The organism is Caulobacter sp. 05T431, from assembly GCF_056665975.1.
The window spans coordinates 206,979-233,023 of record NZ_JBFTKU010000005.1; the positions used below are offsets into that span (position 1 = coordinate 206,979).

General features: G+C 72.0%; 24 protein-coding genes, 1 tRNA gene and 1 pseudogene. 13 read left to right on the top strand and 13 right to left on the bottom strand.

The genetic code is table 11. From position 1 onward, the window contains the following. Positions 1–4: 4 nt before the first annotated feature. Genes AC1U89_RS07180 through metX form a run of 3 tightly spaced genes read right to left on the bottom strand, consistent with a single transcriptional unit; the run spans position 5 to position 2,567 of the window. Positions 5–751: an endonuclease/exonuclease/phosphatase family protein gene (locus tag AC1U89_RS07180; protein WP_479899033.1), complete on the bottom strand. Its 747-nt coding sequence runs from the start codon at positions 749–751 to the stop codon at positions 5–7. Next, complete coding sequence (gene metW / locus AC1U89_RS07185; RefSeq protein WP_479899034.1) at positions 748–1,413, bottom strand: methionine biosynthesis protein MetW; 666 nt, start codon at positions 1,411–1,413, stop codon at positions 748–750. Before metW ends, AC1U89_RS07180 begins: the two co-directional genes overlap by 4 nt. Then, entirely contained in the window at positions 1,410–2,567 is a 1,158-nt protein-coding gene (gene metX, locus AC1U89_RS07190) for a homoserine O-acetyltransferase MetX (protein ID WP_479899035.1), read from the bottom strand. The genes metW and metX overlap by 4 nt, the downstream gene beginning before the upstream one ends. A gap of 92 nt (positions 2,568–2,659) precedes the next feature. Between metX and AC1U89_RS07195 the strand changes: the two genes are divergently transcribed. Genes AC1U89_RS07195 through AC1U89_RS07215 form a run of 5 tightly spaced genes read left to right on the top strand, consistent with a single transcriptional unit; the run spans position 2,660 to position 6,844 of the window. Beyond that, the gene (locus tag AC1U89_RS07195; protein WP_479899036.1) at positions 2,660–3,172 is read left to right on the top strand and encodes a SixA phosphatase family protein; all 513 of its coding nucleotides are present in this window, start codon (positions 2,660–2,662) and stop codon (positions 3,170–3,172) included. Further along, positions 3,169–3,513, top strand: coding sequence for a DUF952 domain-containing protein (locus tag AC1U89_RS07200; RefSeq protein ID WP_479899037.1), 345 nt, complete (start codon positions 3,169–3,171; stop codon positions 3,511–3,513). Before AC1U89_RS07195 ends, AC1U89_RS07200 begins: the two co-directional genes overlap by 4 nt. Then, positions 3,510–4,586, top strand: a complete 1,077-nt coding sequence (locus AC1U89_RS07205) for a quinone-dependent dihydroorotate dehydrogenase (RefSeq protein WP_479899038.1) — start codon at positions 3,510–3,512, stop codon at positions 4,584–4,586. Before AC1U89_RS07200 ends, AC1U89_RS07205 begins: the two co-directional genes overlap by 4 nt. Further along, complete coding sequence (locus AC1U89_RS07210; RefSeq protein ID WP_479899039.1) at positions 4,583–5,320, top strand: TVP38/TMEM64 family protein; 738 nt, start codon at positions 4,583–4,585, stop codon at positions 5,318–5,320. Before AC1U89_RS07205 ends, AC1U89_RS07210 begins: the two co-directional genes overlap by 4 nt. 9 nt (positions 5,321–5,329) lie before the next feature. Beyond that, positions 5,330–6,844: a sensor histidine kinase gene (locus tag AC1U89_RS07215; RefSeq protein WP_479899040.1), complete on the top strand. Its 1,515-nt coding sequence runs from the start codon at positions 5,330–5,332 to the stop codon at positions 6,842–6,844. 140 nt (positions 6,845–6,984) lie between these two features. Here the strand turns inward: AC1U89_RS07215 and ggt are convergent, their stop codons facing one another. Then, complete coding sequence (gene ggt, locus AC1U89_RS07220) at positions 6,985–8,709, bottom strand: gamma-glutamyltransferase (RefSeq protein WP_479899041.1); 1,725 nt, start codon at positions 8,707–8,709, stop codon at positions 6,985–6,987. Between the two features lie 229 nt (positions 8,710–8,938). Here ggt and AC1U89_RS07225 point away from each other — a divergent pair. Together AC1U89_RS07225 and AC1U89_RS07230 are read left to right on the top strand one after the other, a co-directional pair. Then, a tRNA-Arg gene (locus AC1U89_RS07225) sits at positions 8,939–9,015 on the top strand. A 149-nt stretch (positions 9,016–9,164) separates the two neighbouring features. Next, positions 9,165–9,470 (top strand): annotated as a pseudogene (locus tag AC1U89_RS07230) (DUF1244 domain-containing protein); the annotation flags it as partial. Positions 9,471–9,544: 74 nt separating this feature from the next. Here the strand turns inward: AC1U89_RS07230 and AC1U89_RS07235 are convergent. Next, complete coding sequence (locus AC1U89_RS07235) at positions 9,545–10,384, bottom strand: outer membrane beta-barrel protein (RefSeq protein WP_479899042.1); 840 nt, start codon at positions 10,382–10,384, stop codon at positions 9,545–9,547. Between the two features lie 142 nt (positions 10,385–10,526). Beyond that, the gene (locus AC1U89_RS07240; protein WP_479899043.1) at positions 10,527–11,540 is read right to left on the bottom strand and encodes an SMP-30/gluconolactonase/LRE family protein; all 1,014 of its coding nucleotides are present in this window, start codon (positions 11,538–11,540) and stop codon (positions 10,527–10,529) included. Between the two features lie 243 nt (positions 11,541–11,783). Between AC1U89_RS07240 and AC1U89_RS07245 the strand changes: the two genes are divergently transcribed. Genes AC1U89_RS07245 through AC1U89_RS07265 form a run of 5 tightly spaced genes read left to right on the top strand, consistent with a single transcriptional unit; the run spans position 11,784 to position 16,727 of the window. Continuing rightward, the gene (locus AC1U89_RS07245) at positions 11,784–12,137 is read left to right on the top strand and encodes a MarR family winged helix-turn-helix transcriptional regulator (RefSeq protein WP_479899059.1); all 354 of its coding nucleotides are present in this window, start codon (positions 11,784–11,786) and stop codon (positions 12,135–12,137) included. A gap of 12 nt (positions 12,138–12,149) precedes the next feature. Beyond that, positions 12,150–14,162, top strand: coding sequence for an FUSC family protein (locus AC1U89_RS07250; RefSeq protein ID WP_479899044.1), 2,013 nt, complete (start codon positions 12,150–12,152; stop codon positions 14,160–14,162). Continuing rightward, entirely contained in the window at positions 14,159–14,368 is a 210-nt protein-coding gene (locus AC1U89_RS07255) for a DUF1656 domain-containing protein (protein WP_029911945.1), read from the top strand. Before AC1U89_RS07250 ends, AC1U89_RS07255 begins: the two co-directional genes overlap by 4 nt. A 2-nt stretch (positions 14,369–14,370) precedes the next feature. Continuing rightward, the gene (locus tag AC1U89_RS07260) at positions 14,371–15,279 is read left to right on the top strand and encodes an efflux RND transporter periplasmic adaptor subunit (protein ID WP_479899045.1); all 909 of its coding nucleotides are present in this window, start codon (positions 14,371–14,373) and stop codon (positions 15,277–15,279) included. Then, positions 15,276–16,727, top strand: coding sequence for an efflux transporter outer membrane subunit (locus tag AC1U89_RS07265; protein ID WP_479899046.1), 1,452 nt, complete (start codon positions 15,276–15,278; stop codon positions 16,725–16,727). The genes AC1U89_RS07260 and AC1U89_RS07265 overlap by 4 nt, the downstream gene beginning before the upstream one ends. A 161-nt stretch (positions 16,728–16,888) precedes the next feature. On the opposite strand, the gene AC1U89_RS07270 is transcribed toward AC1U89_RS07265, so the two are convergent. Next, entirely contained in the window at positions 16,889–18,001 is a 1,113-nt protein-coding gene (locus AC1U89_RS07270; protein WP_479899047.1) for a CaiB/BaiF CoA transferase family protein, read from the bottom strand. Further along, the gene (locus AC1U89_RS07275; protein WP_479899048.1) at positions 17,998–19,146 is read right to left on the bottom strand and encodes a CaiB/BaiF CoA transferase family protein; all 1,149 of its coding nucleotides are present in this window, start codon (positions 19,144–19,146) and stop codon (positions 17,998–18,000) included. Before AC1U89_RS07275 ends, AC1U89_RS07270 begins: the two co-directional genes overlap by 4 nt. A gap of 136 nt (positions 19,147–19,282) precedes the next feature. Here AC1U89_RS07275 and AC1U89_RS07280 point away from each other — a divergent pair, with 136 nt between their 5' ends. Beyond that, positions 19,283–20,131: an aldose 1-epimerase gene (locus AC1U89_RS07280; RefSeq protein ID WP_479899049.1), complete on the top strand. Its 849-nt coding sequence runs from the start codon at positions 19,283–19,285 to the stop codon at positions 20,129–20,131. A gap of 8 nt (positions 20,132–20,139) precedes the next feature. Here the strand turns inward: AC1U89_RS07280 and fixK are convergent, their stop codons facing one another. The 5 genes from fixK to cydD all read right to left on the bottom strand — a co-directional run. Continuing rightward, positions 20,140–20,787 carry a transcriptional regulator FixK gene (gene fixK, locus AC1U89_RS07285; RefSeq protein WP_479899050.1) on the bottom strand — a complete coding sequence of 216 codons (648 nt, stop codon included), beginning with the start codon at positions 20,785–20,787 and terminating at the stop codon, positions 20,140–20,142. Positions 20,788–20,915: 128 nt separating this feature from the next. Continuing rightward, complete coding sequence (fixJ, locus tag AC1U89_RS07290; RefSeq protein ID WP_479899051.1) at positions 20,916–21,530, bottom strand: response regulator FixJ; 615 nt, start codon at positions 21,528–21,530, stop codon at positions 20,916–20,918. Continuing rightward, positions 21,523–23,001, bottom strand: a complete 1,479-nt coding sequence (locus AC1U89_RS07295; protein ID WP_479899052.1) for a PAS domain S-box protein — start codon at positions 22,999–23,001, stop codon at positions 21,523–21,525. Before AC1U89_RS07295 ends, fixJ begins: the two co-directional genes overlap by 8 nt. Before the next feature lie 33 nt (positions 23,002–23,034). Beyond that, positions 23,035–24,648 (bottom strand): ATP-binding cassette domain-containing protein, encoded by a 1,614-nt coding sequence (locus tag AC1U89_RS07300; RefSeq protein ID WP_479899053.1) that lies wholly within the window; start codon positions 24,646–24,648, stop codon positions 23,035–23,037. Then, on the bottom strand, positions 24,645–26,045 hold a 1,401-nt coding region (gene cydD, locus AC1U89_RS07305; RefSeq protein WP_479899054.1), incomplete at its 5' end, for a thiol reductant ABC exporter subunit CydD. The genes cydD and AC1U89_RS07300, both read right to left, overlap by 4 nt.

The window sequence follows — 26,045 nt, forward strand, 5'->3', positions numbered from 1 at the left end:
GCCGTCAGGCGCCCGTGATCTCCAGGTCGATCACCAGGGGCAGGTGGTCCGAAGCCGTTCGCGCCAGGGGGCCGTAGGGCGAGCGCACGCCCACCGTCTCCAGGCCCTTGGTCAGGAAGACGTGGTCGATGCGCATGAACGGGAAGTTGGATGGGAAGGTCGCCGTCGGGGTGCGTCGCCAGGTCGGGCTCTGGGTCTGGGCGTCGCGCAGGGCGGCCTTCAGCAGGCGATAGGTCGCCGAATAGGGCGTGGCGTTGAAGTCGCCCAGCAGGATGCCCGGCGCCTTCCAGTCCTCGTGCGTGATCCAGCCCTCGCCCAGCAGGGCCGCGGCCTGGCGCTTCTGCTCCTGGGGCACCAGGCCCAGATGGGTGTTGATGATCTGCACCGGCGTGCCGCCGACGTCGACGCTGATCCAGATCGCGCCGCGCGGCTCCAGGCCCGGGATCAGCGGGTACAGCGGCAGGCCGTCGGCCTTGACCTTCTTCTCGGGCAGGGCGGTCAGGATGGCGTCGCCGTAGAGCTCTTCCTCCACGGCCATGGCCGGATGGAAGTGCGAGCGCATCTTCAAGAGTTCGGCCAGGCGGTGGGCCTGGTCCACGCCTTTGGTGCGGGCCCGGCGGACGTCCAGTTCCTGAAGCGCCACCACGTCGGCGTTTTCCGCAGCGATGACCTCGGCCACACGCTCGACGTCGAGCCTGCGATCCGTGCCCACGCAACGGTGGACATTGTAGGTCATGAGACGAAGCTTCATCCGTCGAAGAGATCGCCTGAGGGGGCTGGAGGTTCCGTGGGGGCGGCGCCGGCGAGCGCGGGATTGCGGCTGAGCATGAACAGGCAGGACTCGGCCCGCCAGTTCTCGAGGGCCTTGGTCGGGTCGATCTGGCGGGCCGGGCCGTCGCCGGCGAAGGCGGCGCAGGCGTCGATGCGCACGTCCAGGTCCTCGGTGAGGGCCAGGAAGTCGGCCAGGGTGCACAGGTGGATGTTGGGCGTGGCCCACCAGGGCAGGGGCAGGGCCTGGGTCTCGGGCATCCGCCCGCGATGCAGCAGCGACCAGCGCACGCGCCAGTGGCCGAAGTTCGGAAACGACACCACGGCCCGGTCGGCGATCCGCAGAAGTTCGTCCAGCACGTGGCGCGGCCGGCGCGTGGCCTGCAGGGTCTGGGACAGGATCGCGTAGTCGAAGGTGCGGTCGGGGAAGTGGTCCAGGTCCTGGTCGGCGTCGCCCTGCACCACCGACAGGCCGCGCGACATGCAGGCCGCCACGCCCTCGGCGCTGATCTCCAGCCCCCGGCCGTCGACCTGCTTCTCGTGGGTCAGCAGGTCCAGCAGCACGCCTTCGCCGCAGCCGACGTCCAGCACGCGCGAGCCCGGACGGACCAGGCGCAGGATTTCCCTGAAGTCTTGGCGGATCATGTAGCCAGGCCCCGTTCGCGTTCCACCGAGCTCAGGAAGCCCTGCAGGGCCGCGTCCATCACCGGCTCGTCCAGCAGGAAGGCGTCGTGGCCCTTGTCGCTCTCGATCTCGACGAAGGCCGCGCGGCAGCCGGCGGCGGTCAGGGCGCGGACAATGTGGCGGTTCTCGGCGGTCGGATACAGCCAGTCACTGGTGAAGCTGAGCACGCAGAAGCGCACGTGGCGCGCGCCGGCGAAGGCCTGGGCCAGCACCCCGCCATGGCCGGCGGCCAGGTCGAAATAGTCCATGGCCCGGGTGATGTAGAGGTACGAGTTGGCGTCGAAGCGGTCGACGAAGCTGGCCCCCTGGTGGCGCAGGTAGCTCTCGACCTGGAAGTCGGCGTCGAAGCCCCACGACAGGCCGTCGCGCTGCAGCTCGCGGCCGAACTTCCGCTGCAGGGCCGGCTCGGACAGATAGGTGATGTGGGCGGCCATGCGGGCGACGGCCAGGCCCTTTTCCGGTCGCGACTTGCCCTGGGCGTAGGCGCCGTTCTTCCAGTCGGGGTCGGCCATGATCGCCTGGCGGCCCACCTCGTGGAAGGCGATGTTCTGGGCCGAGTGGCGCGAGGCCGAGGCCACGATCACGGCGCTGAACAGCTTGTCGGGATAGTCGGCCGCCCACTGCTGGACCTGCATGCCGCCCATCGAGCCGCCGATCACGGCCAGCAGGGTCTCCACGCCCAGGGCCTCGATCAGCATGGCCTGGGCCCGGACCATGTCGGCGATGGTGATCACCGGGAAGCTCAGCCCGTAGGGCTGGCCGGTGGCCGGGTTGGTCGAGGCCGGGCCGGTCGAGCCCGCGCAGCCGCCGATCACGTTGGAGCAGATGATGAAATGCCGGGCGGGGTCCACCGGCTTGCCGGGGCCGACCAGCCGGGTCCACCAGCCGGGCTTGCCGTTGGTCGGGTGAACGCCGGCCACGTGCTGGTCAAGGCTGAGGGCGTGGCAGATCAGGACGGCGTTGGTCCCGTCCTCGTTCAGCGTGCCCCACGTGCGGTAGGCGATTTCCAGGTTTTCCAGCTTGCCGCCGGAGTCCAGCAGCAGGGGGCTATGGGCCGGGAACCGCCAGGTTCCGCCCTCCGACAGCACCTGTCCCGCGAAGTCGAGTTCAGCCATGTCGCCTTGGACCGCTTGGCGCCCCCCCTGTCAACCATGGCCTTCGTCAACCACGCGCTTCCGGAGCGCTCCGGTGAAGGCTATGGAGGATCATGGACCGACTGATCCTCATGCGCCACGGCAAGGCCGAGCCCCACGCCGCCTCGGGCGGCGACTTCGAGCGCGCCCTGGCGCCGCGCGGCCAGAACGACTCGGCCCTGATGGGCAAGGTCCTGGCCAAGGCCGGCCTGTCGCCGGACCTGGCCCTGGTCTCCTCGGCCCGCCGCACGCGCGAGACCTGGGAAGCGGCCGCCCCGGCCTTCTCCGACGCCCGGTCCGAGCTGCGCCGCGATCTCTACCACGCCGAGGCCCAGGACGTGCTGGCGGCGATTCGCGAGGAAGCCCCCGACAGCGGGACGGTGATGGTGGTCGGCCACAATCCCGGCCTGCACGAGCTGGCCCTGCGCCTGGCCATGGGCGGCCCGGCCGATCCCGCCAAGCTGGCCCAGCTGCGCGGCAAGTTCCCGACCGCCACCGTCGCGGTCTTTTCGATCGCCCCCGATGGAGCCCCGACCTTGAGCCACCTGTTCTATGCTTCGGAAAACGGCGGACACGGCGGCGAATGAGCAAGATCTACAAGATCCTCCCGAAGGCCGAATGGGACGCGGCCCGGGCCTCGGGGACCTTCGGCGGCTCGGCGGTCGACCTGGCCGACGGCTTCATCCACTTCTCCGGCCACGACACCGCCCAGAAGACGGCCGAGCTCTATTTCAAGGGCCAGGAAGGCCTGATGCTGCTGACCGTCGAGGCCGACGACCTGGGCGAGGCCCTGAAATGGGAGGCCTCGCGCGGCGGGGCCCTGTTCCCGCACCTGTTCCGCGACCTGAACGCGGACGAGGTGATCGACGAGCGGGCGCTGGCGCTCGACGCCGACGGCGTGCCGATCCTGGGCGAGCTGCCCGCATGAGCCTGCACGACATCGCCGCCCGCGCCCTGCACGCGCTGGACCCCGAGGACGCCCACGGCTGGGCGATCAAGGGGCTGAAGATGGGCCTGGGCCCGCGCCAGCACGACGTGGACGACCCGATCCTGGCCTGCACGATCGCGCACCTCCCGCTGTCCAACTGCGTGGGCCTGGCCGCCGGCTTCGACAAGAACGCCGAGGTCCCCGCCGCCATGTCCCGGGCCGGCTTCGGCTTCGTGGAGTGCGGCACGGTCACGCCCCTGGCCCAGGCCGGCAATCCGCGCCCGCGCCTGTTCCGCCTGACGGAAGACCAGGCGGTGATCAACCGCATGGGCTTCAACAACGAAGGGCTCGAGCCGTTCGCCGCGCGCCTGTCGGCCCTGAAGGCCCGCGGCGTCTCCGGACATCGCCCGCCCATCGTCGGCGCCAACATCGGGGCCAACAAGGACGCGACCGACCGCGTCGCCGACTACGTGACCGGCCTGACGCGGCTGTGGGGCCTGTCGGACTATTTCACCGTCAACATCTCCTCGCCCAACACCCCCGGCCTGCGCGCCCTGCAGACCAAGGCCGCGCTCGAGGAGCTTCTGGGCCGGATCGCCGAGGCGCGGGGGCTGCTGAAGGCGGCCGGCACGGTCGATTATCCGATCTTCCTGAAGGTCGCGCCCGACCTGGCCGACGACGAGGTCGAGGCCATCGTCGAGACCACCGCGGCCAACGGCCTGAACGGGATCATCGTCAGCAACACCACCATCGCCCGCCCCGACCATCTGGCCTCGGCCCAGAAGGGCGAGAGCGGGGGGCTTTCGGGCAAGCCGCTGCTGACCGCCTCGACCGCCGTGCTGTCCTGCTTCCACGCGGTCAACAAGAGCCATCTGGCCTTGATCGGCGCCGGCGGGATCGCCAGCGGCGCCGACGCCCTGGCCAAGATCCGCGCTGGGGCCTGCGCGGTGCAGCTCTATTCGGCCCTGGTCTACGGCGGCCCGGGCCTGGTGCAACGGATCAAGGCCGACCTGGCCGCCCGCCTGCGCGCCGAGGGCTTCGCCTCGGTGACCGACGCGGTCGGCGCCGGATGACGCCCGACACCACCCTGGCCTGGCTGCGTCGGTTCGGGCCCCTGGGCGCGCTGCTGATCCTGCTGGTCGTCGCCCTGGCCAGCGGCCTGGCGGGCAAGCTGGACCTGGCCACCCTGCAGGCCCACGGCCAGGCCCTGCAGACCTACGCCGCCGCCAACCCGCTGAAGGCCGCGGCGATCTATGTCGTGATCTACGTGGCCACGGTCTCGGTCTCACTGCCGGGCGCCCTGATCCTGTCGCTGACCGGCGGCTTCCTGTTCGGCCCGATCGGCGGCGGCCTGGCGGCGGTGACCGGCGCGACTGGCGGCTCGACCGTGGTCTACCTGGTCTGCCGCACGGCCTTCGGCGATTTCCTGCGCCGCAAGCCCGGCGCCCTGCTGGCCCGGATCGAGGAGGGCTTCAAGGCCGACGCCTTCTCGTACCTGCTGACCCTGCGCCTGATCCCGGCCTTCCCGCTGCTGCTGGTCAATGTCGCCTCGGGCCTGATGAACATCCCGGTGCGGACCTACCTGCTGGCCTCGTTCCTGGGGATGGTGCCCAGCTCGTTCGTCTATGCCGGCATCGGCGCGGGCCTGGGCCACATCTTCGCCAGCGGTGAGCCGGTGACGATGCACACCCTGTTCTCGCCGCGCATCTATCTGCCGATCGTGGCGATGGGCGCACTGGCCCTCCTGCCGCCGCTTTGGCGCTATTGGCGACGCCGACGCGTTGCCGAAGCCCCAGACCTGAAGTAACCCAGACAGATGACCGAGCCGGTCACGCCGTCCGTTCCGGAAAAAGCCAAGCCAGGGCGTCGCTTCCCGTGGCCCGGCGGCCTGTCGGCGCGCCTGCTGCTGCTGACTGCCCTGTTCGTGGCGATCGCCGGCGCGGTCATCCTGCCCCCGGCCATGGCCTATCTGGAAGAGCAGTGGCTGCTGGACCGCGTGCGGGCCGCCGAACTGGCCTCGACCATCGCCGACGCCGACCCCGAGCGGCGGGTGACCGACCGGGTGTCGCAGCAGCTGCTCGACCAGGCCGGGGTGGTGATCGTGGCGCTCGAGGTCGACGGCGCCCGGCGCCTGGTCCTGCCCACCGAGCCGCGCGGCCTGAAGATCACCACGCCCTATCTGGTCGACCTGCGCCGCCAGAACCCCGGCTCGTGGCTGGCCGCGCCGTTCTTCACCCTCAAGAGCAAGCCCGGCAGCATGGTGCGGGTCATGGCCGAGCCCCGGTTCCGCCAGGAGGCCGAGTTCGTCGAGATCGTCCTGCCCGACGCCCAGCTGAAGGCCGAACTGGTCGCCAACCTGGGCCGCCTGGCCGGGGTGACGGTCTTCGTCGCGGCCCTGGCCGGCGGACTGATCTATCTGTCGCTGAACTTCCTGCTGGTGCGGCCCATGCAGCGCATCACCCAGGCCATGGAACGGTTCCGCGCCGATCCCGAGGATCCCGCCGCCCGGGTGGTGGTCTCGCGCCGCCGCGACGAGATCGGCCGCGCCGAGCGCGAGCTGGACATGATGCAGACCGACCTGATCACCGCCCTGCAGGCCAAGGCTCGCCTGGCGGCCCTGGGCGAGGCGGTGGCCAAGATCAACCACGACCTGCGCAACATGCTGACCAGCGCCCAGATGGCCTCCGACCGCCTGGCCGCCCTGGGCGACCCCAAGGTGGCCCAGGCCCTGCCGCGCCTCGAGCGGGCCCTGGACCGCGCCATCACCCTGGCCAGCGACGTCATGGCCTACGGCAAGTCCAAAGAGCCGGCGCCCGCCCTGCGCACCACGCCGCTGCGCGCCGCCCTCGACATGGCCGCCGAGGACTCCGGCCTGCAACCCTCCGGCGTGGCCCTGGAGACGGTGATCGACAGCCGTGAGCAGGTGATCGCCGACCCGGACCAGCTGCACCGCATCCTGACCAACCTGCTGCGCAACGCCCGCGAGGCCATCGAGGGCGCGCCCGATCGCGGCGGCAAGGGCCGGGTGTTCGTCGAACTGCGCCGGGCCGAGGGCATGAGCGTCCTGCGGCTTTCGGACGACGGTCCGGGCGTGCCGGAAAAGGCGCGCAACAACCTCTTCCAGCCGTTCGTGGGTTCGGTGCGCCGCGGCGGCACCGGCCTGGGCCTGGCCATCGCCCGCGAGCTGGCCCAGGGCCACGGCGGTGACCTCGCGCTCGTCGAGACCGGACCGGGCGGCTCGGTGTTCGACCTGACCCTGGCGGGCACGCCCGAGCCCCTGCCGGAAGCGCCGCCTGAACCGGCGAAGCCGAAGGCGAGGTCAAAGCCTTGAAACCAACCGCTCATCCCGGCGGACGCCGGGACCCAGATCCTAAGGCTGGGAAGCGGACGGGATAGGCTCAGCGCTCTTGGCGTCAACCACACCGCTATCCCATCTGGGTCCCGGCATTCGCCGGGATGAGCGGATCCTAGTTACAGCCCCTTGGCCACGCCTTCGCGCCGGGGATCGGCGCCGCCTTCCAGCACGCCGCCCGGCCGCACGATCACGCCGTGCAGGCCCGAGCCCTCGACCTGGCCCGTCCGGATCGCCACGCCGCGCGCCTGCAGGGCCGAGGTCATCTGCGGGCCGAACCGCTCGACGTCGGCCGAGAACATGTCGCCGCGCGCCACCAGGTTGGGCAGGTTGATGGCCTGCTGCATGGTCAGGCCCCAGTCGAACACCCCGACCATGGCCTTGAGGTTGTACGACAGGATCGCCGAGCCGCCCGGCGAGCCGACGGCGGCCAGGAACTTGCCGTCCTTCAGCACGATGATCGGCACCATCGACGAGCGCGGCCGCTTGCCGCCGGCCACGGCGTTGGCCCCGGGGGCGCCGTCGCCGTCATGCGGGTCGAAGTTGAAGTCGGTCAGCTGGTTGTTGAGGAAGAAACCGCCGACCATCCGGCCCGAGCCGAACACGCTCTCGACCGTGGTGGTCATCGACACGACGTTCCCCTGAGGATCGACGATGACCATGTGGGTGGTGCCGGCCGGTTCGTGGGTGCTGTCGGGACCGACGACGGGCGCGCCCTTGGGCAGGCCGAAGGACGGGGCGGGGCCGGCGGTGTCGGTGATCAGCTTGGCGCGCTGCGCCACATAGGCCGGGTCCAGCAGGCCGTCGATCGGCACCTTCACGAACGACGGGTCGCCGATGTAGCGGTCGCGGTCGGCGTACATCACCCGCTCGGCCTGGGCCAGCAGGGTCCAGGCCACCGGGTCGGTCGGGCCGCGCTGGGCGATGTCGGTGTGGTCCAGCATCATCAGGGCCTGGATCACCGACACGCCGCTGGACGACGGGTTGGGCACGCAGACGGTGTAGACCTTCCACGGCCGGCACAGGGCGTCGGCCGAGCGCGGCCTGTAGGCCTTCAGGTCCGCCAGGGTCATGCTGGAGGCCAGTTCGCCCTGGTGCAGGCGGTCGACGATCTTCTGGGCCAGCGGACCCTCGTAGAGGGCGCTGGGGCCCTTGCCGGCCAGGTCGCGCAGAGTGGCGGCGTAGGCCGGGTTCTTCAGGGTGTCGCCGGCCTGGTAGAGCTGGCCGTTCGGCTTGGTGAAATAGGCGATCACGTCCGGCGCGGTGTTCTGCGGCACGCGCTTGCTGTTGATCATGCCGGCCAGGCGCGGGCTGACCGTGAAGCCGCCGTCGGCCAGGCGCTCGGCGTCCTTGAACAGGGTGCTCCAGGCGGCCTTGCCGTGCTCCTTCTGGGCCTGGGCCAGCATGCCCACGGCGCCCGGCACGCCGGTCGAGCGGCCCGACAGCACCGCGGTCACGAAGTCCAGCGGCTTGCCGTCCGGACCCATGAACAGCTGCGGCGTCGCCCCCTGGGGCGCCTTCTCGCGGCCGTCATAGGCGGTCACCTTGCCGGTCTTGGCGTCGTAGAAGACCATGAACGAGCCGCCGCCCAGGCCCGAGCTCTGCGGCTCGACCAGGCCCAGCACCGCCTGAACCGCCACCGCCGCGTCCACCGCCGTGCCGCCGTCGCGCAGCACCCGCAGGCCCGCCTCCACCGCCAGGGGATTGGCCGCCGCCACCATGCCGCTGGGCTTGTAGGCGGGGGCTTTCGCGACGCCCGCGCCCTCGGCGGGCGGCCGGGCCTCCGCCGAGAGGGGCGCGCAGCCGGCGATCAGGGCGAGGAGCAGCGGGGCGATCAGGCGCATGGCGAACTTTCGTCGAGGGACTCGGGGCACATGGGCCCTGGTCATGGAACGGGAAGCGCGCGAACGCGATCCCCGCACGGCCAAGGTCGTCCCTCTCAAGAAGGGAGCGGAGCCTTGCGGGTCAAGGCCTGGAAGCCCTTCTCCACAAACTTCGCGCATTCTGCATCAAAAGGCGCTTGCGTCCCCGGATCGTCCGGGCTATCTCCCCCGCCTCGCCGAAAGGCAGTGCGCGCCCGTAGCTCAGCTGGATAGAGCATCAGACTACGAATCTGAGGGTCGGACGTTCGAATCGTTCCGGGCGCGCCATTTTCTTACAGGAAAATCCCAGTCGATGTGATCCCGTCCGCGGGATGCGTTCGGCTGTCTGTGTCCGTTCGCGGGTGTTGCCGTCCGGATCGTGAGCGGCCAAATGAGGCCCGGGACGAATCCCGACCAGCCGCCGCGAGCAAACGACCATGACCCAGCCCATCGACGACCGTCTCGCCGCCGCCGCCTTCCGCCGGCTGGTCGAGCATCTGCGCCTGCGCACCGACGTCCAGAACGTCGACCTGATGGGCGTGGCGGGGTTCTGCCGCAACTGCCTGGGCGACTGGGTCAGCGAGGCTTCCGAGGGGACGCTGAGCAAGGACCAGGCCCGCGAGGCGGTCTACGGCACGCCGCAGTCGGACTGGAAGGCGCGCCACCAGGGGGCGGCGACGCCCGAGCAGCTGGCGCGGATGGAGGCCAGCGTGGCGCTGAACGAGCGGCTGCGGGCCGAGCGCGAGGCGCGGCTGGACGAGGCGCTGGACGAGAGCTTCCCGGCCAGCGATCCGCCGTCCATGACCGATCCGAGCCGCTAGAAAGCGACCTGGGCGAAGAGGGCCGGGCCCTTGAAGGTGTAGGACACCTCGCCGTTCCAGCGCTCCTTCTCGATGCCGAGATTGTAGTCGACGTAGCGGTACATGACGCCGATATCGACATTCTTCCAGACGCGGTAGGCGGCGCTGGCCTGGACGTTGACCAGGCGGCCGTCATAGTCCGAGACCTTGAGCGACAGGTAGTCGGCCCGCCCGTTCAGCGTGATCTTGGGCGTGGCCTGATAGGTGCCGTAGAGGCCGACCGTCGGCAGGGGCGCCAGGGCGTCGCGCTTGCGGCTCTCGGTCGAGAGCGCGGCCGCGCCCACATGGCCCTGGCCCTTGAGGCCGACCGTGAACTGGGTGACGTGCAGACCGACCACGACGCCCACGTCGGCCTTGTCGTTCTTGACGAAGGAATAGCCGACCGCCAGCCGATAGACGTCGGTCTTGAATTCGCTGTCGATGGTCACGCCCGCCGGGAAGGTGACGTCGTCGAAGGTGAGATCGCGGCTGGCGGAGGTCGAGGCGCTGCGGTTGAGGGCGTAGTATTCGCCGACCACCGTCCAGCGGTCGCCGATCCTGGCCCCGCCGAAGAGGGCGGGCAGGGACTTGCGGTCGCTCAGCTTCAGGTCGGATTCCAGGTCGATCTGCGTGCCCCGGGTGCCGGCGGCGTTGCTGACCTCGACCGTGGTGTCGATGTCGGGCCAGAAGGCCTGCACCTGCAGCCAGTAGCGGTCGTCCACGGCCTGGGCGTGGGCGGACGAGGCCACGGCGAAGAAGGCCGCGCCGATCGCCGCCCCCATCGTCAGGAAGCCGGTCTTCGTGGACGATCGGGGCATGGCGTGTCTCCGCTTGTACCCGTCAAGCTGAGCGTGGAGGGGCCGTGAACCAATCGGGAGAATTCTCAATTCCCCTCGGGATTTTACATTAGCGGGGCGCGGGGTTTGTCCGGAGCGTCGCCGGGCCCCGCCGCGCGCGCCGTCAGAGGGCCAGCTTCTTGGCCTTCACCTTGACCCGGATCACGCGGTGGTTCGACGACATGTAGAGGTGGCCGTCGGCGGCCAGTTCGCAGTTGGAGATCACGTCGTCGGCCCGGATGATCCCGATCCGCTTGCCCGCCGGGGTGAAGATCGAGATGCCGTCCTTGCTGGAGGCCCAGAGGTTGCCGCCCCGGTCGACCTTCAGGCCGTCGCCGCCGTCGATGCCGGTGGCGGCGCGGTCGACGAACTGCCGGCGCGCGGTCGGGGCGCCCTTGGCGTCCAGGTCCCAGGCCACCCAGCCGGACTTGCGGTCGGTGGCGTAGAGGGTCCTGCCGTCGGGCGACAGGCCGATGCCGTTGGGCTCGACCGTCCGGTCGATCATCGTCACGACATTGTCGGTGCCCAGGCGATAGACGCCCGAATAGTCGGTCTGGCGGTAGGGCGAGCTCCAGTCGCCCTTCAGGCCCCACGGCGGGTCGGTGAAATAGATCGCGCCGTCGCGGGCCAGGACCAGGTCGTTGGGACTGTTGAAGCGCTTGCCCTCGAAACCGGCGGCCAGCACCGTCTTCTTCTGGGTCTTCAGGTCGATGCGCGAGACGCAGCGATTGCCGCTGTCGCCGATCACCAGGCCGCCGCGCGCCAGGATCAGGCCGTTCGAGCCGGCCTCGCGCAGGCTGCTGGTCTCGGGACCGGCATAGCCCGAGGGCGTCAGCCAGACCGCGCCGCCGGCCGCGGGCGTCCAGCGCAGGATCTTGTTGGCCGGCACGTCGGAGGCCAGCAGGAAGCCGTCCTTGCCGCCGACCCAGGCGGGGCCCTCGCTCCAGGTGAAGCCGTCCAGCACCTGCTCGACCACGGCGTCGGCGTCGACCAGGGCGTCCAGGGCCGGGTCCAGGCGTTCGACTCGGCCGACCACCGGGAAGGTCTGCATCGCGGCGCGCGCCAGGCTGGGGGTGGCGGTCAGGGCGAGGAGCGCGGCGGCCGCGCCGCGACGCGTCATCGGAAGGGTGGGGTTCACGGCGGCGCTCCTGGCTTATTCGACTCCGCTGTTGTGCCTCGGGTCGGGCCGAAGCGCCACTGGTCACTGACAGCCTTGTCATTATCTAGATAGGATGCTATCTAATATCGATAGCAAGCTACCTATCTAGAATCCATGACCCTGACCCTCCGCCTTCTCGACGAACGCGCCTTCACCGGCTCGCTGCTGCGCCTGGCCCGCATCTATCGGCGCGAGGTCAACCGCGCCCTGGCCGAGCACGATCTGTCGGACGCCCGCGCCCTGCCGGTGCTGCACATCGCCCGCTCGGGCGGCGGCATGCGCCAGGGCCACCTGGCCGAGGAGCTGGGGGTGGAGGGACCGTCGCTGGTCCGCATCCTCGACCAGCTGTGCGCCGCCGGCCTGGTCGAGCGCCGCGACGATCCCAAGGACGGTCGCGCCAAGACCCTGCACCTGACGCCGGAAGGCGACGCCCTGGCCGTGATCGTCGAGGACGCCGTCCAGGAGGTGCGCACGCGCCTGCTGGCCGGGGTCAGCGCCGAGGACCTGGCCGCCACGGTGCGCACTTTCGCGATCTTCGAGGCGGCCCTCGAGGCCGCCCACCGGCAGGAGGGCTGACGCCGCTCCGCCATGCCCAAGTTCGACAGATGGACGCTGCTGTTCTCGGTGAACAGTTTCGCGGCGGCCATGCTCGCCCTCTATATCGGTTTCGCCCTGGGCCTTCCCCGGCCGTACTGGGCGATGACGACCGCCTATATCGTCAGCCAGCCGCTGGCCGGAGCCGTGCGCTCCAAGGCGGTCTACCGGCTGCTGGGGACCCTGCTGGGCGCGGCGGCCGCCGTGGCCATGGTGCCCAACCTGGTCAATGCGCCCGTCCTGCTGTGCCTGGCCATGGCCCTGTGGGTCGGCGGGTGCCTGACCGTGTCGCTGCTGGACCGCACGCCGCGCTCCTACATCCTGATGCTGGCCGGCTACACCGCCGCGATCATCGGCTTCCCGGCCGTGAACCAGCCTGGCGGCATCTTCGAGATCGCCGTGTCGCGCGTCATCGAGATCGGCCTGGGCATCCTCTGCGCCACCCTGATCCATAGCCTGGTCTTCCCGCGTCCGGTCGGGACGGTGCTGCGCCAGCGGCTGGCCGCCTGGCTGGGCGAGGCCGACCGCTGGGCGCTGGACGTGCTGAAGGGGCGGGACGGCGAGGCCCTGGTCCGCGACCGCCAGCACCTGGCCGCCGCCGCCAGCGAGATCCACCTGCTGGCCGTCCACCTGCCGTTCGACACCTCGCGGCTGCGCGAGACCACCGGCGCGGTGCGGGCCTTCCACGACCGCATGCTGCTGCTGATCCCGCTGCTGTCGGGCCTGGCCGACCGCATGGAGGCGCTCAAGGACGTCACCGACCCTGTCGTGCGCGAGGCGCTGGACGCCGTCGCCGCCTGGATCGAGGCCGGCGCCCCGCGCGAGCCGGGCCTGGCCTTGGTGGAGCGCTTGCAAGGCCTGGCCGGCGCCCGCCGCGACGCCGACTGGTCGGGCCTGCTGATCGAGAGCCTGCTGGTCCGCCTGGCCGAGGCCGTCCAGGCATTGGGCGAGGCCCACGCCCTGATGGTTCGCCTGTGCGACCCCGACGCGCCGCTGTCACCCGCCCTGGAGACCGCCGCGGCCACGGCCGGCCGTCGCAAGCTGCACGCCGACCTGCCCCTGGCCCTGTTGTCGGGCGGGGCGGCGGTGATCGCCATCCTGCTGTCGTGCGCCGCCTGGATCGGCCTGGGCTGGGGCGACGGCGCGGCCGCCCCGGTGATGGGCGCGGTGTTCTGCTGCTTCTTCGCGGCCATGGACGACCCCGTGCCGGCCATCAAGAATTTCGGCCTGTTCTCGCTGCTCTCCCTGCCGCTGGCGGCGCTCTACATGTTCGCCATCCTGCCGGCGATCGACGGCTTCCCGCTGCTGCTGGCGGTGATGGCCCCGCCGCTGGTGTTCCTGGGCCTCTACATCCCCAATCCCAAGACCATGGGCGCGGCCCTGGCGGTGATCATGGGCTTCGCCAACGCCATGGCCCTGCAGGAGAGCTTCAGCGCCGACTTCGCCGGCTTCCTCAATGGCAATCTCGGCCAGTTCGTCGGCCTGTTGGCGGCGATCATGGTCACGGCCGGGCTGCGCTCGATGGGCGCGGACGCCAGCGCCAGGCGCCTGCTGGGCCGCACCTGGACGGGCCTGGCGCGCCTTGCCCGCGCCAAGACCGCGCCCGAGCCCACCGCCTTCGCCGGCGTGCTGGTCGACCGCCTGGGCCTGCTGACCCCCAAGCTGGCCGAGACCGGCTCGCGGGGAGACCTGGTCGGCGTCGACGCCCTGCGCGACCTGCGGGTGGGCATGAACCTGGTCGCCGTCCAGGCCGCGCGGCCCGACCTCGACCGCGCCAGTCTCGACGCCGCCCTGGACGGGGTGGGCCAGCGTTTCGCCGCCCTGGCCGCCGGCCGCACGCCTCCGCCGGACGCCGACCTGCTGATGAGCCTGGACACCGCCCTGCGCGACGTGGCCAGCGCGACGTCCGACGGCCAGGTGCAGGGCGTGACCGGACTGGTCGGTCTGCGCCGCAACCTGTTCCCCGAAGCCCCGGCGCCGAACCTCGCCATGGAGCAAGCCCGATGATCGGCGAGATCAACCTCGACGGCGTCCTGCTGTCCTCCGTCCTTGTCTCGGCCCTGATCGCCCTGGCCGCCGCCTTCGTGCTGCGGCGGGTGCTGTCGTGGGCCGGCGCCTACCGGTTCGTCTGGCACCCGGCGCTGTTCGACACCGCCCTGTTCGTCATCCTCTGGGCCGCGGTCATCGCGGCCCCCCTGCCGATCGATCTCTGACCATGCCCAATCTCAAGACCGTCCTGCTGACCGGCGCCCGTTTCGCCGTCACCGCCGCCGTCGTCGCCGCCGCCGTGGTCGGCGGGCGCGCCCTGTGGACCCACTACCAGGTCGATCCCTGGACCCGCGACGGCCGCGTCCGCGCCGACGTCGTCCAGGTGGCCCCCGACGTCTCGGGCCTGGTGACCAAGGTCGAGGCCGTCAACGACCAGACCGTCAAGGCCGGCCAGCCGCTGTTCTATGTCGATCGCGAACGCTACGCCCTGGCCCTGCGCCAGGCGGACGCCAATGTCGCCGCCGCCCGCGCCACCCTGGCCCAGGCCCGCCGCGAACTGGTCCGCAACCGGACCCTGGGCGAGCTGGTCGCCGCCGAGAGCACCGAGCAGAGCGCCTCCAAGGTCGAGCAGGCGCAGGCCGCCCTGGCCCAGGCCGACGCCGCTCGCGACGTCGCCAAGCTCAATCTCGAGCGCACCGTGGTCTACGCCCCCACCGACGGCTTCCTGTCGGACCTGACCCTGCGCACCGGCGACTATGTCACCGCCGGCAAGCCGGTCCTGGCCCTGATCGACAGCCGCTCGTTCCGGGTCGAGGGCTATTTCGAGGAGACCAAGCTGTCGGGCCTGAGGATCGGGATGCCGGTCAGCGTCCGGGTGATGGGCGAGGACCGACCACTGAAGGGCCACATCCAGTCGATCGCCGCCGGCATCGAGGACCGCGACCGCGTGGCCGGCGCCAACCTGCTGCCCAACGTCAACCCGACCTTCAGCTGGGTGCGCCTGGCCCAGCGGGTGCCGGTGCGGGTGGCCCTGGACCAGACGCCGGCCGACCTGCGACTGATCGCCGGCCGCACGGCCACGGTGGCCGTGCTGCAGGCGGACGGGCGCGGCGTGGCGACGGGAGCCGGCCGATGAGCGCCCTTCGGTCCTTGGCGGCGGCCGCCTCCCTGCTGGCCCTGGCCGCCTGCACGACGGTCGGTCCGGACTACAAGGTTCCCGTCGCCGCGAAGGTCAACGCGCCCTCGGCCCAGGGGGCCTTCCTCGAGAGCGCCAACCCCGCCGTCAGCCAGGCTCCCGTGCCCGACGGCTGGTGGAAGCTCTATGACGACCCGGTGCTGAACGGCCTGGTCCAGGAGGCCCTGACCGCCAACACCGACCTGCGGGTCGCCGCCGCCAACCTGGCGCGCGCCCACGCCGTGGCCGCCGAGGCCGATGACGCCGGCGGCTTCTCGGCGTCGGCCTCGGCCGCCGCCGCCCACTCCCGCGAGTCCGGCGAGCAGTTCCTGCTGGCCGAGCAGCTGCCGGTCGAGAACCTGGCCGACGTGGGCGTGAAGGTCTCCTACCAGGTCGACCTGGTGGGCCGGATCAAGCGCGCCTCGGAAGCCGCCCACGCCGACGCCGAGGCGGGCCAGGCGGCCCTGGACCTGGCGCGGGTCAGCGTCGCCGCCGACGTCGCCCGGGCCTATGTCGAGGCCTGTTCCAGCGGCCACGAACTGGCCGTCGCCCAGCGCACGGTCGACCTGCAGACCAGGAGCCTGGAGGTCACCGGCAAGCTGGTCTCGGCCGGTCGCGGGACCAGCCTGGACGTCACCCGCGCCAAGGCCCAGCTGGACCTGTCGCGCGCCGCCCTGCCCACCTTCGAGAGCCGCCGCCGCGCGGCGCTCTATCGGCTGGCCACTCTGACCGGCCGGACGCCGGCCCAGTTCCCGCGCGAGGTCGAGGTGTGCGTCGCCCCGCCGAAACTGTCCCAGCCCCTGCCGGTCGGCGACGGCGCGGCCTTGCTCAAGCGCCGGCCGGACGTCCGCGCCGCCGAGCGCGGCCTGGCCGGGGCCACGGCGCGGATCGGGGTGGCGACCGCGGCCCTCTATCCCAGCGTCTCGTTCGGCCTGGGCGGCGGCTCGACGGGCCTGCTGGCCGACATCGGCACGGCGCCGGCCAACCGTTGGGGCCTGACCTCGCTGATCAGCTGGACCCTGCCGGGCGAGGGCGAGCACGCCCGTATCCGCGGCGCCGAGGCCGGGGCCGACGCGGCCCTGGCGCGGTTCGACGGCACGGTGCTGAACGCCCTGCGCGAGACCGAGACCAGCCTGACCGTCTACGCCCACGAACTGGACCGCAACGCGGCCCTGCGCTCGGCCCGCGACGAGGCGGCGACGGCCGAGGCCCAGGCCCAGACGCTGTATCGCGCCGGCAAGAGCCCCTACCTGACGGGCCTGGACGCCCAGCGCACCCTGGCCTCGGCCGAGGCGGCCCTTGCGGCCTCGGACGGAGCGCTGGCGGCGGACCAGGTGAACCTGTTCCTGGCCCTGGGCGGGGGCTGGGAGAACGCGCCGGCGGTGAAGGTGGTGCAGGCCGCGCGGTAGTCTTGCGCCCTCCTGCCGGCGAACACTTGCCCCCTACGGATCGCTTCGCGATCGTCTTCCCCCGCAGGGGGAAGAGGTGCGGCGTGCATTCGTCCTCCGCCCCCTATGGGGGCGGACAGACCGCGTAGCGGTCAGGTGGGGGCAAGTGGGTGAGCCTCGGACTAATTTCGTCGCCACCCCTCGCCACGATGCTCGTCCAAACCCGGCGCCTTGGGCTCCACCCGTCCAGGCTCCTCCCGGAACTGGATCGGCGTCCCGACCACGGCATTCCCTTCGGCGTCCCGCGAGATCATTCCCCGCGCCGCCACCGCTGGGTCATCGAACGCATCCTTCAAGCTCCGCACCGGCGCGAAGCAGACGTCGCGCCCCTCGAACCACGCCTCCCAATCGCCCTGCGTCCGTCCACGGAAAGTCTCCCGGAAGAACGCCCGCAACGGCTCCTGCCCCGGCCCCGGCGGCAATCGCGCATAGTCCAGCAGGTCCGACCGCCCCAGGGCCGCCAGCAGGTTGGCCGCGAACTTCACCTCCGACCCGCCCAGCACGATCCAGCGACCGTCGGCGCACTCATAGAGGTTGAACATCGCCGCCCCGCCCCACGAGCGCTCGGCCTTGGGGAGGTTGGCGCGGCCCTCGGCGAAGACCGGGCCGGTGGCGTTGGGCGTCCAGGCCATCAGGCTGTCCAGCATGGCGACGTCGATGAAGTCGCCCCGGCCGGTCTTCTCCCGCCGCAGCAGGGCCATCAGCATGCCGGACAGGGCGGTCAGCGAGGCCAGGGCGTCGGCGGCCATCAGGCCGGGCATGGCCGGCTTGCCGTCCTGGCCCTCGTTCAGCGCCACCAGCCCGGCCAGGGCCTCGACGGCCAGGTCGTGGGCCGGGCGGTCGCGATAGGGGCCCTCCTGGCCGAAGGCGCTGATCGAGCAGTAGACGATCCCCGGATTGACCGCCTTCACCGCGTCGTAGCCCACGCCCAGCCGGTCGACCACGCCGGGCCGGAAGGCCTCGACCAGCACGTCTGCCTCCTTCGCCAGCGCCCAGAACGCCGCCTGGCCCTGCGCGCTCTTCAGGTCCAGTTGCACCGAGCGCTTGCCGCGATGGGTGTTGCGGAACCAGACGGTCTGGCCGCCCGTCGACAGGCCGATGTGGCGGCTGGGCTCGCCCTCGCCGACCGGCTCGACCTTGATCACGTCGGCCCCATGGTCGGCCATCATCAGGGTCAGCATCGGTCCCGGCAGGAACAGGGAAAGGTCCAGGACCTTGACGCCGTCGAGCTTCATCGGTCGTCACCCAGCAACAGGTCGTTGTGCTCGCCCAGCGCCGGCGCGCGGGCGGCGGGCATCCTCTTGCCGTCGATCCGGATCGGGCAGGCCAGCATGTCCAGGCCCTGGGGCCGGGCCGGATGGTCGATGCGGTCGCGCATGCCCACCTCGCGGACGAACGGATTGTCCAAGGCGTCGGCCAGGTCGGCGATCGGCGAGAACGGCACGCGGCCGCCCAGCCAGGCCATCCAGTCGGCGCCGGTCCGGGTCTCCATGACCGCGTCGACGATCGGGGTCAGGGCGTCGAGATGGGCGCGACGGGCGGGCATGTCGACGAAGCGCGGATCGGCCTTCAGTTCGGGCCGGCCGACCAGGTCGCACCAGACCTCCCAGAACCGCTGGGTCTGGCACATCAGCATGCCCCAGCCGTCCTTCGTCCTCACCCGCTGGGAGGGGCTGATCGACGGGTGCGCCCCGCGCGGCGGCCGTCCCACCTGGTGCCCTTCGTTCATCGCCCAGACCGCCGGATACGAGGTCTGGTGCAGGGCCACGTCGAACAGCGAGACGTCGACGTCGCAGCCCTCGCCCCCGGCCCGCGCCTTCAGGATCGCCGAGACGATCCCCAGGGCGAACACCGAGCCGGTCATGAAGTCGACCATCGACAGACCGAAGCGCACGGGCGGTCCATCGGGTTCGCCGGTCAGGGTCATGAACCCCGCCTCGGCCTGCATCAGATAGTCGTAGCCCGGCCAGGCCTCGCGGCTGTTGCCTCGTCCGTAGGCGGACAGATGGGCGCAGACGATGGCGGGGTTGACCGCCTTCAGGTCTTCGTAGCGGATCCGCAGCTTCTCCGGCTGGTCGCCGCGCAGGTTGTTGACCACGGCGTCGGCGCCGGCCACCAGCCGCTCGAAGTCGGCGCGGCCCTCGGGGGTCTTGATCTCCAGCGCCACCGATTGCTTGCCGCGCGAGAAGGTCTGGAAGAACTGGCTGTCCTGGTCGCCCAGGAAGTAGGGCCCCAGGCCTCGGCTGATGTCGCCGCCCAGGGACGGGGCCTCGATCTTGATCACCTGGGCGCCCAGCTCGCTGAGCAGCTGGGTGCCGTAGGGGCCGGCGGCGTACTGCTCGACCGCCACGATGCGCACGCCGTCCAGGGGTCTGTTCATCCGCTCCGCCTTAAGTTTCGCGGATGATGCGACGCGGACCTTGCCGCGCCTAGAGGGCGCCGTCGGGGAAGGGCGCTTGTTTCGGCAGGTCGATATGCGTAGGCAGGCCGCGTTCCGTCTTCGCATCGAGGCCTCCATGACCGTCGTCCTCCAGACCGCCCGCGCCCGCGTCGAGCTCCTGCCCGCCCTGGGCGGCAGCGTGGTCCGGTTCACCTGGGACGGTCGCGACGTGCTGCGCCCGGCGCCGGCGGGCACGAGCGAGGTGCTGGACACCGGCAACTTCGCCCTGGTCCCGTTCTGCAACCGCATCCGCGACGGCCGTTTCAGCTTCGGCGGCCATGACGTGGCCCTGGCCCCCAACCTGGGCGACCACCCGCACGCCCTGCACGGCCAGGCCTGGCGCGGGGTGTGGACCGTCGTGTCGGCGAGCGGGACCGAGGCGGTGCTGGCCTTCGACCGCGCGCCCGGCGAATGGCCCTGGGCCTATCGCGCCGAGCAACGCTTCGTCGTGGGCGACCACGGTCTGAGGCAGGAACTGACGGTGACCAACACCGGCGCCGAGCCCATGCCCGTCGGCCTGGGCTTCCACCCCTATTTCCCGGCCCGCGAGGGCGAGCGCCTGCAGGCCGGCGTGACCGGCGTCTGGCTGATCGACGACGACTGCCTGCCCACCACCCGGGTGGAAGGCCCCTGGCGCTCGGACTGGGCGGCCGGCGCGCCGACGGCGGTCTCAGAGCTGATCGACAACTGCTACACGGGCTGGAACGGCGTCGCGACCCTGTCGGCGCCGGGCGGGGCCAGCACGACCCTGACGGCCTCGCCCGAGTGCCGCTGGCTGCATGTCTATTCGCCGCCGGGCGCCGACTTCGTCTGCGCCGAGCCGGTGGCCAACCGTCCCGACCCGTTCAACGGCGAAGACAGCGGGATCAAGGTGCTGGTCCCGGGCGAGACGGCGTCGGTGTGGATGAACGTGGCGTCGAGCTAGCTGACGCCTCAATCCACCATCGCTTCCAGCGCCTCGCGATCCCGCAGCAGCACCTTGCGCGTCGTCGGCAGGGCGATCAGGCCGTCGTGCTGGAACTGGGTGAAGGTGCGCGACACCGTCTCGATGGTCAGGCCCAGATAGTCGGCCATGTCCTGGCGGGTCATGGGCACGTCCAGCAGGGCGTGGGCGCCGGTGCGTTCGGCCAGGTCCAGCAGCAGGGCGGCGACGCGCTCGCAGGCGGTGCGGCGACCCAGCATCAGCACGTGGTCCTGGCAGCGGCGCAGGCTCTCGGTGGCCAGCTCCAGCAGCCGGCGGGCCACGTCGCCGCGCTCGCGGGCCAGGGCCTCCAGCGCCGCGCGGGGCATGACCCGCACCAGGGCCGGGCCCAGGGTCTGGGCGGCCGCGCGGTAGGCCTCGCCGCTCTCCAGGCCGAACACGTCGCCGGGGAAGTGGAAGGCCTCGATCTGCCGCCGGCCGTCACGCAGGATGCGGCAGGTGCGCACGCTGCCCGAGATCAGCTGGTAGACCCGGTCGGCCGGCTGGCCCTCGTCGAAGATCGTCTCGCCTGGGGCGAAGCTCAGGTGCAGGCCGTCCAGGACGACCGCCGCCGGCTGGCGGACGGGCGCGGTGGCGGGGGCCTGGATCACGGACAGCATGGCGAACTCCCGATCTGGTCGCCCGCCCAATCTCCGTCGCCGGAGCCAAGCGGTACAGTCGGGACCTACGCCTAAGGGGGACTACCTAGGCCGGCTTGTACGAACAGATCACCGTCCGGTCGAAACGCTCATCCGCGCCGCGCGGACAGGGTCATGCGCACCAGGGCGGCCAGGTTGTCGGCGTGCATCTTGGCCATCAGCTTGGCGCGATAGATCTCGACCGTACGTGGACTGATGCCCAGCTCGCGGGCGATCACCTTGTTGGGCTGGCCGTCGACCACGCCGTCCAGCACCTGGCGCTCGCGTTCCGACAGGGTCTCCAGCCGCTGGCGCACGACGGCCGCCTCGTCGGAGGCCTGGGGGGCGGCCGGTTTCGGACCCGCCTCCAGGGCGCGGTTCAGGGCGTCGATCATCCGGCTTTCGCCGAAGGGCTTCTCGATGAAGTCGACCACCCCGGCCCGCATGGCCTCGACCGCCAGGGGGATGTCGCCGTGGCCGGTGATCATGATGATCGGCACGCGGCAGCCGCGGGTGTTCAGCTCGCGCACCAGCTCCAGCCCGGTCATGTCGGGCATGCGCATGTCGGTGATCACGCAGCCGGCCCCGTCCAGCGGCAGGGCGTCCAGCAGGGCGAGCGCGGACGCGTGGCTGACCACCTCGAAGTCGGCGGCCTCCAGCAGGAAGGCCAGGGATTCGCGGGCGCTCTCGTCGTCGTCGACCACGTGGACCACGGCTTCAGTCATCGGTCACATCCCCAGTTTCTGCGTCTTCCGGCCGGCGTGGCGGCAAGATGAAATGGAACACGGTCCCGCCCTTAGGGTTCGGGTCGGCCCAGATGCGCCCGCCGTGCGCCTCGATGATCGAGCGCGAGATCGACAGGCCCACCCCCATGCCCTCGGCCTTGGTGGTCATGAAGGGCTGGAACAGCCGCTCGCGGAACTCGTCGCTGATGCCCGATCCGGTGTCGGTGACGCTGACCTGGACGGACCCGTTCTCCAGCCGCCGGCTCGAAATGCCCAGCTCGCGGCGCGGCGAGTCGGCCATGGCGTCGATGGCGTTGCGGATCAGGTTGACCAGGACCTGCTGAATCTGCACCCGGTCGGCATAGACGTCGTCGGCGGCGGGGTCGAGCCGCAGGCGGGTGGTCACCTGGTGCTCGCGCACGCCGATCAGGGCCAGGGCGGCGGCGTCCTCGACCACCTTGGACAGGCTTTCGGGCGCGCGCTCGCTGGCTCCGCGCCGCACGAACTCGCGCATGCGGTGGATCACGTCGCCGGCCCGCAGGGCCTGGGCCGAGGCCTTGTCGACCGCGTCGCGGACCTTGGCCTGGTCCTCGGGGCGACCGCGCTCGATCAGGCGGCGCGAGCCGGTGAGCAGGTTGGCGATGGCCGACAGCGGCTGGTTCAGCTCGTGGGCCAGGGTCGAGGCCATCTCGCCCATGGCGGTGAGGCGCGAGACGTGGACCAGCTCGGTCTGCAGGTCGCGCAGCCGGGCCTCGGTGTGCTGGCGCTCGGTCAGGTCGCGGATGAAGCCGGTGTAGAAGGGCCGCGCGCCGCGCGTCTCGCCCACGGCCAGCTCCATGGGGAAGGTCGAACCGTCCTTGCGCCGGCCCACCACCACCCGGCCGGTGCCGATGATCCGCTTCTCGCGGGTGCGGCTATAGTGGGCCAGGAAGCCGTCGTGGGCGCCGCGGTCCGGTTCGGGCATCAGCAGGCTGACGTTCCTGCCGATGGCTTCGGCGGCGGTCCAGCCGAACAGGCGCTCGGCGGCGGGGCTGAACGAGGTCATCACGCCCTGCGGGTCGATGACGATCACCGCGTCGGGCGCCGAGTCGAGGATCGACTGCAGGTGATGGGTCATGGCGGCGGCGCGGGCCCGGGCGGCGTGGAACCAGCCGCCGCCGATCGACATGCCGATCCCGATCATCACGAACACCAGGCTCGACAGGGCCGTGGCCTGGTCGGGCCGGGCCTGGACCTTCAGCAGCCAGACCGCCCCGGCCGCCAGCACCGTGGCGAACAGGCCCGGCGCCAGGCCGCCGACCGCCGCGCTGATCAGCACGGCCGGCACGAACAGCAGGAAGGCCGCCGGGGCGGTGAAGCCTGGGGGCAGGGCCAGCTGGACCAGGCAGCAGGCCAGCACCGTGGCGATCGCCGTCAGATAGGCCCGGGGCCGCAGATCGCTATGCAGCGTCCCGGCCGAAACCGTGGTCATCACGTGATAGCGGTCTCCGCTGCGCAAGGTCGCCTACCCTATAGCGCGCGTCGCCGCGATTGGCAGTTCCCGTTCGCACAGGGCGCGCGGAGCGGGCCGGTGGCTGACCAGGACCAGGCCCTGGCCGGTGCGCTTCAGGCGCGCGTCCAGGCGTTGGACGACCAGGGCCTCGGTGGCGGCGTCCAGGCCCTCGGTGGGCTCGTCCAGCAGCAGCCACGGGGCGTCGCGCAGCAGGGCGCGGGCCAGGGACAGCCGTCGCCGCTCGCCGCCCGACAGCCGCTCGCCGTTCTCGCCGATCCAGGTGTCGAGCCCCTGCGGCAGGGCGCGGACCCGGGCCTCCAGGGCGGCGTCGGCCAGGGCGGCCCACAGGACCTCGTCGGCCTGGACGCCGGCCAGGGCGAGGTTGGCGCGGACCGTGCCGGCGATCATCGCCGCGTCCTGCGGGGCGTGGGCGAAGGCGGCGCGGCTTTGGACCGTGATTTCCCGCCCATCACACAACAACCGCTCATCCCGGCGAATGCCGGGATGAGCGGAGTTTGAAGAGCGTAAGCCCAGCAAGCGCTCTAGCACCGTGGTCTTGCCGCAACCCGATGGGCCGGTCAGGACCAGCCGCGAACCCGGTTCGAGGGTGAGGTCGCCGAAGCTCAGACTGGGCCGATCCGCAAAGGACGGAGCGCCTGTCGCGCCCGGCGCATGCCCCAGCACGACGTCCAGCCGCGCGGCGGCCGCGTCGGCGCCGGCGTCCTGCTCGAACGCCTTGCCCACTCCGGCCAGGCCTTCCAGGGCCATGGCGGCGGCGAGGCCCGCCATGGCCGCCAGGGGCGTGGCGGCGTCGTGGGCGAAGGCCAGCACCAGGGCGACGGCCAGGCCGAGGATCGCGCCTTGCAGCACCGCCAGCCCGCCGGCGGCGGCCACCGCCCGCTGCTTCAGCGCGTCCAGCCGGGCGCCCTTGGCGGCGATCTCGGCGGCGGCGCGGTCCTGGACGCCGTAGACCCGAAGCTCGGGCGCGGCGGCGGCGTAGGCGGCCAGGGCGTCCTTGAGATCGCCGGCGGCTCGCTGGATCGCCGGACCGGTCGCGGCGGTCAGGCGGCGGGCCAGGGCGCGCACGCCCAGCACCGTGGCGGCCGCCGACAGGGCGACGATCCCGGTCGAGGCCCAGCCGGCCGGAGCGGCCATGGCCAGGCCGGCGGCGACCGCGGCCCCCGCGCCCCAGGGGGCGGACAGGCGGACCAGCCGGGTCTCGATCGCGTCGACGTCCTGCACCAGCCGCGCCGAGGCCTCGCCGCGCGACAGGGCCAGGGCCTCCCGCGGCGGGGCGGCGGCTAGGGACGCGTAGAAGGCGGGACGGATGGCGGCCAGGGCCTTGAGGGCGGCGGCGTGGCCGGCCAGGCGCTCCAGATAGCGGAAGGCGGTGCGCAGGATGGCCAGCAGGCGGATGCCGGCGCTGGGCAGCAGCACGTTGAAGGTCTGGGCCGCCGCCAGTCCGGCCAGGCCCGCGAGGGCGGCTCCGGTCAGGAACCAGCCCGACAGCCCCAGCAGCAGCACCGAACCGGCCCCGACGACGGCGGCCGAGAGCGCGGCCAGCCGCAGGCCGTCGGCGTGGCGCTTGCGCTGCTCGCGGATCAGGTCGGCGAGGGGACCGCTCATAGCCGCACCACGCGGTCGGCCAGGGCGGCGACGGCTTCGGAATGGGTGGCGATCAGGGTCGTGCGCCCCCTGGCCGCCTCGACGAGGATCGGCAGCAGGGCCGCTTCCGACGCCGCGTCGAGGTCGGCCGTCGGTTCGTCCAGCAGCAGGATCGGGGCGGGCTTGAGCAGGGCCCGGGCCAGGCCCAGCCGCCGCCGCTCGCCGCCCGACAGGCCCGCGCCACGCTCGTCGAGCCGGGCGTCCAGGCCGCCGCGACCGGCGAGCACGGCGTCCAGGCCGACGGCGCGGGCGGCGCGCTCGATCTCGTCCTGCGTCGCGCCGGGGCGGGCCAGGGCCAGGTTGTCGGCCAGGGTCCCGGGCAGCACCACGGGCGATTGTCCGGCCCAGGCGACGGAAGGCGCGATCGAGCCCAGATGCGACAGGCGCTCGTTCCCGACCGTCACCTCGCCGCCGCTCAGGGGCGCCAGGCCCAGCAACAGGTTCAGGAGGGTGGTCTTGCCGCTGCCGCTGGGGCCGAGCAGGGCCATCACTTCGCCTGGGGCGACGTCCAGGTCGAAGCCGTTGAACACCGGAGCCTCGTCTGGGGCGTAAGCCACGGTCACCGCCTGGAAGCGGATGGCCGGCGCGGCGTCGAACGTCACGGCGGGCGGCGGCGGGGTGGGGATGGGCAGGGCGGCCAGGGTCAGGGCGGCGGCTTCGGCGGCCTGGCGGTCGTGATAGGCCGCGGCCAGCCGGCGCAGCGGGGCGTAGACTTCCGGCGCCAGGGCCAGGGCGAAGAAGGCGCGCTTGAGGTCCAGTTGCTCCGGAACCGGGAAGGGCAGCAGCCGCAGCAGGTTGAAGCCGCAATAGACCGCCACCAGGGCCACCGACAGGGCGGCGAAGAACTCCAGGGCGCCGGACGACAGGAAGGCGACCCTCAGCACGCGGATCGTCCGTCGCGCCAGATCGTCGGCGGCGACGGAAAGGTCGCGGGTCACCGTGCGCTCGGCCTGGAAGGCCAGCACCACGGGCAGGGCGCGGACCCGGTCGAGGAACAGGCCCGACAGCCGCTCCAGGGCCAGGAACTGCCGCCGCGACTCCTCGGCCGCCGCCCCTCCGGCCAGGGCCATGACCAGACCGAACGGGACGAGGGCGGCCAGCAGGATGGCCGCCGCCACGGGGGTGGCGACGGCGATGGCGGCGATGATCAGCACGGGCGCCGCCACGGCGGCCAGGCGGGCGGGGGTGAACCGGGCGACATGGCCGTCCAGGGCCTCGACGCCCTCGACCACGGCCGACAGCGCTTCGCCGCCGGTGATGCGGCCGCCCAGCACCGAGGCCACGGCGTCGTGGCGGGCCCGCGCCTTGACCCCGGCGGCGGCTCGGGCGCCGGCCTGGGCGGCGAGGCGGGCCAGCAG